This is a genomic window from Streptococcus sp. DD04 (assembly GCF_001578725.1).
In the GTDB taxonomy this organism is placed as follows: Bacteria; Bacillota; Bacilli; order Lactobacillales; family Streptococcaceae; genus Streptococcus; species Streptococcus sinensis.
The window spans coordinates 326,629-336,135 of record NZ_KQ968978.1; the positions used below are offsets into that span (position 1 = coordinate 326,629).

The 9,507-nt window shown below is 41.0% G+C and carries 8 protein-coding genes; all 8 read left to right on the forward strand.

Features of this window, described 5'->3' with window-relative positions; translation table 11 throughout:
- On the forward strand, positions 1 to 1,437 hold a 1,437-nt coding region (gene pelG / locus STRDD04_RS06540), incomplete at its 5' end, for an exopolysaccharide Pel transporter PelG (RefSeq protein ID WP_231853903.1).
- Between the two features lie 414 nt (positions 1,438 to 1,851).
- Positions 1,852 to 3,627, forward strand: a complete 1,776-nt coding sequence (locus tag STRDD04_RS06545; protein ID WP_062200469.1) for a CotH kinase family protein — start codon at positions 1,852 to 1,854, stop codon at positions 3,625 to 3,627.
- Complete coding sequence (locus tag STRDD04_RS06550; protein ID WP_062200472.1) at positions 3,614 to 4,342, forward strand: polyphosphate polymerase domain-containing protein; 729 nt, start codon at positions 3,614 to 3,616, stop codon at positions 4,340 to 4,342. Before STRDD04_RS06545 ends, STRDD04_RS06550 begins: the two co-directional genes overlap by 14 nt.
- Positions 4,343 to 4,371: 29 nt before the next feature.
- Entirely contained in the window at positions 4,372 to 5,037 is a 666-nt protein-coding gene (locus tag STRDD04_RS06555; protein ID WP_062200476.1) for a DUF4956 domain-containing protein, read from the forward strand.
- Positions 5,038 to 5,151: 114 nt separating this feature from the next.
- Positions 5,152 to 6,153, forward strand: a complete 1,002-nt coding sequence (gene galE / locus STRDD04_RS06560) for a UDP-glucose 4-epimerase GalE (RefSeq protein ID WP_062200478.1) — start codon at positions 5,152 to 5,154, stop codon at positions 6,151 to 6,153.
- 329 nt (positions 6,154 to 6,482) lie between these two features.
- Positions 6,483 to 7,328, forward strand: a complete 846-nt coding sequence (locus tag STRDD04_RS06565) for an SAM hydrolase/SAM-dependent halogenase family protein (RefSeq protein ID WP_062200480.1) — start codon at positions 6,483 to 6,485, stop codon at positions 7,326 to 7,328.
- 11 nt (positions 7,329 to 7,339) lie between these two features.
- Entirely contained in the window at positions 7,340 to 7,903 is a 564-nt protein-coding gene (locus tag STRDD04_RS06570) for an ECF-type riboflavin transporter substrate-binding protein (RefSeq protein ID WP_062200483.1), read from the forward strand.
- Positions 7,904 to 8,746: 843 nt separating this feature from the next.
- Positions 8,747 to 9,391 (forward strand): fructose-6-phosphate aldolase, encoded by a 645-nt coding sequence (gene fsa / locus STRDD04_RS06575; protein WP_062200486.1) that lies wholly within the window; start codon positions 8,747 to 8,749, stop codon positions 9,389 to 9,391.
- The last annotated feature ends 116 nt before the right edge of the window (positions 9,392 to 9,507 follow it).

The following is a 9,507-nucleotide window of genomic DNA, read 5'->3' on the forward strand; positions in this document are numbered from 1 at the left end:
TTTATTTATGCTGCCATTGTGGCAGTTGGACCGCTATTGTTGGGAGAGTTAGTCCTCATTGCAGTTTATGCCTTGACAGAACTGTCCCAAATGCTGCTGACAGACCGCAATCTTATCGTATCTATTATTACCTATGGGTTGTTGGGCTCCCTCTTAGTCAATGGTTTCTTTTCACTGGTGATTTCTAGGTATCTGTCTGACCAAATCTATCAGAAAAAGATTGACAATATGCTGACGACTTACTGGGGAAGTCAGTTAAGTCTGTTGGTGGTTGGAGGCGTCCTGTATGGTCTCTTCATCCTTCTTTCTATTTTCTTTGGTGTCGGACTACTGACTGGCTTCTTGGCCTGGTTTCTTTTTTGCGAACTGCTCCTATCTTGGAATGCCTTGAACTTTTTAACCGTCTTAAAAGATTACTTGGAAATTTTCAGGATCTTTCTGGTCACCGTTGCAACAACCTTTGTCATGGGCGGTCTTTTCTTGCTCCTAGGTATGTCGGCGGTCCATGCCCTCCTTAGCGGAATTATTTTTGGCTATGCTAATTTCTTCATTCAGTCAACTATTCTTTTGTATAAGCGTTTTCCTCACCAGTTAAACCAAGACCACCTATTTGACTTCTTGGTTTACTTTGATCAATTTTTTCGTCTGGCTGTCATTGGGTTCTGTACGCAGCTGGGACTATTGGGGCATATTGTAATCATTTGGTTTAGTCCGATTGGGCATCAAGTCAAGGGTTTGTTTTACATCGCACCATATTATGATTTGACTGTTTTTATCGCCTCTTTGACCATGCTGGCTACGACTGTTAGTTTCATTGTTTATCTGGAAGTGGACTTTTTTAAAGCTTACCGTCGCTATTATCTCAGCTTTTCCCATGGGGCTACCTTGCAGCAGCTGAAAAAAGCAGAGACTGCTATGCTGACCTGTCTGGGGGACAATCTGAAGAAAACAGCCTGGGTCCAGCTATTAGTGACCTTGGTGGCAATTTCTGTCGGACCGGTGATTCTAAATATTTTGCCGTTGGGCTTTAATAATACCATGAGTGGGTATTTTCGCATCCTCTGCGCAGCTTATGCTGTATATGGAATAGCCAATGTTATCGCCCTCTCAACCCTGTATTTTGGCAATATCAAAGGTTATTATCTGGCCAGCATTTATTTTGCTGTGTCTACTCTCTCGGCGACTATTCTTGTTTTATTTTTCAATAGTCTCTTATATGGCTTTGGCTTTTTTATCGGAGCTGCTGTCTTTTTCATACTGGTTTGGCTTGATTTAGAAAAAATAAGCAATCAGCTTCTCTACCATGTTCTTGGAAAGCAGCCTATCTTTTTAAGGGAGCGCCTTGGCTTTTTTACAGGCTTGGCTGAGCAGCTCAATCACAAAGCTACTGCATTAATGGAAACTGAACACAGCTTAAAAGCTTTGCGAAAAAGATAAAGTTTCTTAGGAGCTGTGCTTTTGAAGAAAATAAAGTTTTCTTCAGCTGTACTTTTAATGCCCCTCTAGAGGTTACTTTAGCACTTCTTGCGAGAAGCTTCATTCATAATTTGAGACTGGGCAAAAGCTCAGAAAATCAAAGAGTTTTGATTCCCTCACTCTAGTATCTCTAGGTTCAGGTCGAAAAGTTTCCCCAAAGCTTTTTCTCCCACTTCGCCACTATGACTAGTTCTAGAGAATCCACTTGTCTGTTAAAGTAGCCTTTATATCTTGTGAAATTGAATACGGGACTACTTTCTTAGGAGAAAAGATAAAATTTCTTGTGTTGATCTAGCACGGTAGAATATTCCTGTTTTCCTACAGAAAGTTTCGGCAAGCCGAACCGTCCCTTTGTATCTTGTGAAAGGAATATGTATGAAAAAAAAGAAGAGCTTGCTGCTGGTTGTCACCCTCTTGATAATGGCAGTGGTCTTGGTTTTTCTGTTCGGTCCGCTGACAGTGAAGAAGAAAAAGAGTCCTGCTGTGACCAATCAACAAAAAGAGGTAAGTGTTTCAGAGGAAAGTTATCATCTGACGGATAATCCAGCCATCTATCAAGCAATGGATAAAACTAGCGTCCAAACTATGTATTTGACAGTGATGAGAGGAAATGATGCTGAAAACACCAATCATTCTTGGGCAGAAGTGAATAACCTTTCTGTTTATGACTATGCTAAAATGGGCGTAGACCGCTATCAGGTTCTAGGTTTGCTGCAAATCGGTGATGAAAAAGGCCCTCAGTCTGGCGAACTGGGCTATGGTGAAAATGTTCCAAATGCAACTGTCCAAATTCGTGGACAGACGTCCAGTAAAAATAAGCAAAAAAACTATAAAATCGAGATAAAAGACAATAAGGGCAGCTGGTATGGCCAAAAAACGATTAACCTCAACAAACACCAAACGGAGGGTCTGCGGTTCCGCAATATGATGGCTTATGTTTTGTTGCAGGATATTCCTCAGCTGGTTAGCCTGCGTACCCAATTTGTCCATCTTTATGTCAAGGACAAAACAGGAGATAATCCAGACAGTTTTGTTGATTATGGACTTTATACACAGGTGGAGCAGCTCAATAAAGCTGGAATGAAGTCTCATAATCTAGATAGCAGTGGTCAGCTTTATAAAGTCAATTACTTTGAATTTATGAACATCGACAATGCTATCAAATTAACTACTGATAAAGGCTATGATGAAAAAAAGTTTGAGCAGTATTTAGAAATCAAAGGATCAAATGACCACAGCAAACTGCTGGATATTATGAAAAAGATCAATGATCCTTCCACTGATTTTGACCAAGTCTTGGAGAATAATTTCGACATTGAAAATCTTTCTTACTGGATGGCTTTTCATATCTTAATGGGCAATCGCGATACTCAAAGTCGGAACATGTACCTCTATAGCCCTCTCAATGCTCAGCGTTGGTATATTATCTCTTGGGATAATGATACGTCGCTTTTTGAAACAGAATATCGCATTAAGGGGTTGTCTGGCCACGCTGATTGGGAAACTGGAATCAGCAACTATTGGGGGAATATGCTTTTTCGACGGGCTTTGAAATCCAAGCATTTCCGCAAGGCTCTAGATGCAGCCATTGAAGATTTGCGGGCTAATTACCTGACAGATGATCGGATTTCATCTTTATCAAAAGAATTGGCAACAGCAGTCAATCCCTATATCACGAAAACACCGGATTCGACATATTTAGGAGTCACCTCAGAAAACTACCAGCAGATCCTATCCGCTCTCCCATCAGAGGTTGAAAGCAACTATAAAAATTATTATGAGAGTTTTAAGAAACCCATGCCGTTCTTTATTTTGACTCCAGAAAAGAGTGGTGATAAGCTCAAAATCGGCTGGGAGTCAACTTATGATTTCAATTCGGAAGACATTACCTATACAGTTGAAGTTTCAAAAAACTTTGATTTTTCAAACACGATTCTGAAACAGGAAAATATCTCATTAACGAATGTTGAAATGGATATGCTGCCGGAAGGACAGTATTTTATCCGCGTTAAAGCTACCAATGCCTTGGGCCGATCACAGTATGCCTTTGATTACTATGTAACAGATAAGATTGGTAAGATATCCGGGGTTAAAGCTTTCTATATTCATGCAGACAAATCTATCAGCGAGGATACCTATGAAGAAAATTAAGGAAACCTTTCGTCATGAGCAGAAGTATCTGATTTCCCTAAAGGATAAATACCTCATTCGCCAGCGCTTGAAAGAATTTATGCTGCTGGACAAACATGTTCAAAAAGAAAGTTACACCATTCGCAGTCTTTATTTTGACGACTATTGGAATAGCTCCTATGAGGACAAGCAAGCCGGTGTTCTCATTCGGAAAAAGTATCGGATTCGGATTTACAATTTTTCAGCAAATGTCATCAAGCTGGAACGAAAACGCAAGTATGGCGCTTATATTTATAAGGAATCGGCCTCACTGACCAAGGAAGAATTTTATAAAATCTTGGATGGGGATTATGGCTTTCTCTTGACCAGCCCCTATCCCCTCTGTCAGGAATTCTATGTCGAATGCATGACCCGTCAGATGCGGCCGCGCACCATCGTGGACTATGAGCGGGAGCCCTGGATTTTGGATACAGGGACGGTGCGCGTGACTTTTGATGAGAATGTACGGGCTGCAGTTGGAAGTTTTGATATTTTTGATGACTCTCTATCGACTTTAGAGGTTCTAGAGCCTGAGAAATTAGTGCTGGAAGTCAAGTATACCGAATTTTATCCCGAAATTATCAAGCAAATCATACCGACAGATGCGACAGAGTACACGGCAGTGTCCAAATATGTCCTCTGCTATGATAAAAGCTTCTACAGGCATGGTTTTAATTGTTACTGGTATGATAATTGAGACATCGTTTTAAAAAGGAAAGAAGTAATATGAGTATTGAAGACGTTTTAAAAAAATCATTTATTAGTGCCTATTCAGGAAGGGATTTATGGCAAATCCTTCTTGCTCTTTTAATTTCTATTATTATGGGAGCAGTAATTTATTTGATCTATCGTCAGTTTTATACAGGGGTCGTTTTTTCCCGCAGTTTTGCCATTACTCTAGTTGGCATGACGATTCTAACCTGCATGGTCACTCTGGCCATTAGCACTAACATCGTCATTTCCCTCGGTATGGTGGGGGCGCTCTCCATCGTGCGCTACCGAACGGCCATAAAAGATCCCATGGACTTGCTCTATATTTTCTGGGCTATCACAACAGGAATCACTGTTGGCGCAGGAATGTACCTGCTAGCGATAGTGGCAGCAGTAGTCATGGTGGCACTTTTTGTGATTTTTCACCATTTTCAGCAACATGGCAAGGTCTACATCGCGGTCATCCATTACAAGCATGATGAAACGGAGGAGAAGATCCTGCAAGCGTTTGGCAAGATTAAGCATTTTATCAAAGCTAAAACGGCCCGCAAGGGAGCAATGGAGCTTTCGGTAGAAGTATTCTGCAAGGATGAAAATCTGGCTTTTGTGGATAAAATCCGAGCTATCGAGGACATCAATGACATTACCCTTATCCAGTATAATGGTGAATACCACGGCTAATCTGGTTATTTATCCTATTTTCCCACAGCTGTTATGAGCTATACTCGTTTACAGCTGTGGATGACCTAGGGTATGCTGAGAGCTTTTGTATTCTTCTGAAAGGAGTAAATAGTTATGACAATTTTATTAACAGGTGGAACAGGTTTTATCGGGAGCCATACGATAGTGGAATTGCTTGATGCTGGTTTTGAGGTAGTTCTAGTTGATGACTTTTCTAATAGTTCTCCCGAAGTTCTGAATCGATTAAAAACCATCACAGGACAAAACATTCCTTTTTACAGAGGATCAATCTTGAATAAAGATTTTTTAGACAATGTTTTTTATGAAAATGATATTCAGGCGGTCATTCATTTTGCTGCCTTTAAGGCTGTTGGGGAATCTGTAGAGCAACCTCTGAGATATTACCATAACAATATTTCTGGTACCCTTTCTTTGCTGGAAGTAATGGTCAAGCATCATGTGAAAAACATTGTTTTTAGTTCCAGTGCTACGGTTTATGGCATGAATAATCAATCCCCTTTAACAGAGGATTTACCCACATCAGCGACCAATCCTTATGGACAAACCAAGCTGATGATTGAGCAAATCTTAAATGATATAGCGCAGTCAGATCCAGAATGGTCAGTGACCATTCTCCGTTACTTTAATCCCATAGGAGCTCATTCCAGTGGTTTGATTGGAGAAGCACCAACAGGAATTCCTAATAATCTAGTTCCCTATATTACACAGGTTGCGGCTGGGAAATTAAAGGAAGTGAAGGTGTTTGGTGATGACTATGATACACCCGACGGGACGGGCGTACGTGATTATATTCATGTTGTTGACCTAGCAAAAGGCCATGTCTTAGCCCTCAAACAAAATCTAATAAGCCAAGGAAGTGTAATTTATAATCTTGGTACAGGTAAGGGCTATAGTGTGCTAGATCTGATCAAAGTCTTTGAAAAGGTCAATCAGGTAATAGTTCCCTATAGTATCACATCGCGTCGTTCTGGCGACATTGCGACTTGCTTTTCTGATGCCAGTCGAGCTCGAAAAGAACTGGGCTGGATAGCTGAAAAAAGCTTGGAAGACATGATGCGGGATTCCTGGAAGTGGCAAATCAGTTTGCACGATTGAGTAGATAAATCGACAAAAGCTGTGGGACAAACGTGGTTTAAAAAGCTTTGGCAATAGCAGCATATCATATCCTAGGTGCGACATTTGTCTTTAGCCAGGAGCAGGTCTTAAAGTAAAGGGCAGTCGTTCTCCTATGACGGAGAATCACTGGGCCAGATAGCAGACGATGTTCTTTCTTTTAGGGGGAAGTTGGCAATTGGAAGGCTATATCTTTCGGAAATGTTCTCTTATAAAAAATTTTTATGGCTGAAGCTATAGCAAAAAGAGCCTAATTTTGGTAAGATTAAAGGACTTGGAAAAGATAGGCGAGCAAGCCTAGGAGGAATAAAATGAACAATCTATTAGTTCTGCAATCGGACTTCGGTCTGGTAGATGGGGCTGTATCAGCTATGATTGGAGTGGCTTTAGAGGAATCGCCGACGCTAAAAATCCAACATTTGACCCATGACATCACCCCTTACAACATCTTTGAAGGAAGTTATCGGCTCTTTCAGACAGTGGACTACTGGCCAGAAGGAACGACTTTTGTCTCGGTCGTAGATCCAGGTGTTGGTTCCAAACGTAAAAGTGTGGTTGCCAAGACCAGTAAAAATCAATATATCGTGACCCCTGACAATGGAACGCTATCCTTTATCAAAAAACATGTCGGCATCGTAGCCATTCGTGAGATTTCTGAAGTGAAGAACCGCCGTAAGAATACCGAGCATTCTTATACTTTCCATGGTCGGGATGTCTATGCCTATACAGGTGCTAAGCTGGCTAGTGGTCACATCAGTTTTGAGGAAGTTGGCCCAGAGCTGAGTGTCGAAGGAATTGTCGAAATTCCTGTTGTAGAAACAAGGCTGGCGGAGAATTTTGTTGGTGGTGCTATTGATATTTTAGATGTTCGCTTTGGCTCGCTTTGGACTTCGATTACTCGTGAGGAATTCTGCACGTTGGAACCGAACTTTGGCGACCGCTTTGAAGTCACTATTTACAACAATGACATGCTGGTCTATCAAAATCAAGTGACCTATGGCAAATCCTTTGCGGATGTCCGAATCGGTCAGCCGATTCTCTATATCAATTCACTTTATCGGGTTGGTTTGGCTATCAACCAAGGTTCCTTTGCCAAGGCCTATAATGTGGGCGTCGGTGCCCAATGGCATATTGAGATTAAGCGCATAGAAAATTAAAGGAGAAGAAAATGAATAAGAAATTTTTAGATACAAAGTTTACCATTAAGGAAGTTGTTGCAACAGGAATTGGAGCTGCACTTTTCGCAGTCATTGGTATGATCAGTGTTCCGACACCAGTGCCCAATACGAGTATTCAGCTGCAGTATGCCGTTCAGGCACTCTTTAGCGTCGTCTTTGGTCCACTTGTCGGCCTCCTGATGGGCTTGATTGGCCACGTTATCAAAGATGCCATGGCTGGCTATGGTCTCTGGTGGTCTTGGATTATCGCCAGTGCACTCTTTGGTTTCATTGTTGGTTTATTTAAAAAACGGATTCGAGTGGCAGAAGGTGTCTTTGAAGTTAAAGATATCATTAGCTTCAATATCATCCAGTTTTTGGCGAATGCCTTTGTCTGGCTCTTGGTCGCTCCAATCGGGGATGTATTGATTTATAGCGAACCAGTCAATAAGGTTTTTGTTCAAGGCTTTGTAGCAACTCTGTCCAATGGTTTGACCGTTGCTGTGGCGGGAACCTTGCTGTTACTGGCTTATGCTCGCACTCAGACAAAATCAGGAAGTCTCAAAAAAGATTAATCATAGTAGTTTCTATCTAAGAATAGCTGCCTTTACGACTGGGCAGCTTTTTTATTTGCGAGTGGTGAATCATACAATTGTCCACTAGGAACTGGAAAATTTAAGAAATTCATGACATACTAAAAACGATTACAAGATAAGATGATATATTTATGCCAGCTCAAAGACAAGAACAGATTTTAGAATGAGTCTTGCCAATCTGACCCTTGTAGATTCCTCCAGCCTTTTTTGAAAACGCTTTAATTTTGTGCTTTTGTGCTATAATGGAAAAGAGGAATTGATAATCTGTAAAGAGCATCTCTTTATCGTTCGGCTTTCGCTAAGTTTCTTGATGGAGAGGTTGTTTTTTCATAATCTTTGAAGTAGATAACTGGAAATGATGACGTTGTCATAGGAAAACTGCTTATGTAGTAACAGGGTGAGTCGGTAAGTTAGCTACTGACGAATCAACATCAACTGAAGATTTGAATAGTTTAAAGTCCTTTGGTCTCTTATGTGACTCAGCTAGCTCGAACGTGTTATTGATGATTGTGCCTACAGTGTTTTAGCAGCAGAATCAGGTGCCCTGACGTTCGGATTTGCTGACCTCTAAGGTGTACGTATGGTTGGGGCCCAAATTGTTCCAGTTGAGTTGGTTGTGACTTGTAATTTTCCACTTCTTGATTCGTAAAAGAGAGCTTTACGGTCAGGGATTATCGAATTCCAATGTGTATTTTAGGTAAAATTTGTCAGTTTGGCGGAATGGCCTTCATGATGACCATTGTTGTGTTTATTCTACTTGTTGTTGTGACAAGTGCTATTTTTATAAACGCTTAAATAAAGAAGCGGAGGAGGACATGTGGTATGAAATTTTTCTTAGATACAGCGAATGTGGCAGCTATCAAAGCGATTAATGAATTAGGGGTTGTGGATGGCGTAACAACTAACCCAACAATTATTTCACGTGAAGGACGCGATTTTAAAACGGTTATTCAAGAAATCTGTGATATTATAAGTGGTCCTGTTAGTGCAGAGGTTACTGGCTTGACAGCGCCTGAAATGATTGCGGAAGCACGTGATATTGCTAAATGGGCTGATAACGTTGTTGTCAAAATTCCAATGACAACGGAAGGCCTAAAAGCTGTCTCCGTCCTTTCAAAAGAGGGAATTAAAACGAATGTTACCTTGATTTTTACAGTTTCTCAAGGACTCATGGCTATGAAAGCTGGAGCTACCTTCATCAGTCCTTTTGTTGGACGTTTGGAAGATATCGGAACAGATGCCTATCAACTGATTGCAGATTTGCGCACGATTATTGATATTTATGATTTTGAAGCTGAAATCATCGCAGCCAGTATCCGTAATTCAGCGCATGTTGAAGCTGTTGCAAAACTTGGTGCTCACATTGCAACCATTCCGGATAATTTATTTGAAAAAATGACGCAGCACCCACTGACTACCAATGGAATAGCACAGTTTATGAAGGACTGGGAAGCATTTAAAAAATAAGTTTTGGGGTAGGTATGGGAAATAGCAGTCTCTGCCTCTGGCTAAATTGTAAGCAAGCCCTAGCAGACATTGGCTCTTTGTCAACAGAGCTAGGTTGCTGTTAAGCTAAGATTTGG